Source organism: Camelimonas sp. FR25, assembly GCF_059740505.1.
This window is the reverse complement of record NZ_JCAWFG010000110.1, coordinates 1-838: the sequence shown is the minus strand read 5'-3', so window position 1 is coordinate 838 and position 838 is coordinate 1. Positions and strand designations below refer to the sequence as shown.

The 838-nt window shown below is 63.0% G+C and carries 1 protein-coding gene; it reads right to left on the bottom strand.

The window, feature by feature from the left end; translation table 11 throughout:
• Window positions 1-823, bottom strand: an 823-nt coding sequence (locus tag AC6A67_RS16710) for an IS5 family transposase (RefSeq protein WP_191320768.1), incomplete at its 3' end; no start/stop codon positions are given.
• Between the last annotated feature and the right edge of the window lie 15 nt (window positions 824-838).

Here is an 838-nt window from a genome sequence, read left to right as displayed (position 1 = left end):
AAGGATGTACGATCCGCCGCAGCATGAGGCTTCCGAGCGCGACATGGATCATGGCTTCGGAGACGTCGAGGCGCACTTCATAGTCTCTGACGAGGCGCTTCCACCGGGTCATCCAGCCGAAGGTTCGCTCGACGACCCATCGCCTTGGCAGCACCTTGAAGCCGGATTGTTTGTCAGTGCGGCGAACGACCTCGAGGACGAAATCGTGATATGCAGCGGCGTCCATGAGGCGGGTGCGATCGTAGGCTCCGTCGGCGAACAAATGCTTGAGCCAGGGCCAGCGCTTGCGGATAGCCGCGACGATGTGTTGGGCGCCGGCGCTGTCGGAGATGTCGGCAGTTGTGAGATTGACCATCAGCAGCCTCCCATCTGTATCGACAGCGATGTGGCGCTTGCGACCGAACACCTTCTTTCCGGCGTCGAAACCGCGCTTTTCCGCCGTCGGCGCCTTGATGGACTGGCTGTCCACGATCGCTGCGGTCGGGCTTTGCTCCCGCCCCTCACGCTCCCGATCAAGCATGAGCGCGACGTCATGGATCGTTCTGAACAGGAAGCGACGAACGAACCGCCGGAACCACCAGTAGACTGTCTGCCAGGGCGGGAAATCGTTAGGCAGCATCCGCCAGCCGCCGCCCGTCCGGGCCAGGTAGCGTAGCGCGTCGAGCACTTCGCGGAGGTCGGTCTTCGGCTTGCGCCCGCGCGTCGGCACCGACGGCAGAAACGGCGCGATGAAGCCCCACTCATCATCGGTCAGGTCAGTCGGGTAGCGCTTCGCGCGCTTCTCAAATCCAGCCATCCGGCTACGGCTCGCTCGGGTCCACATCCCAAGCTTGAATCA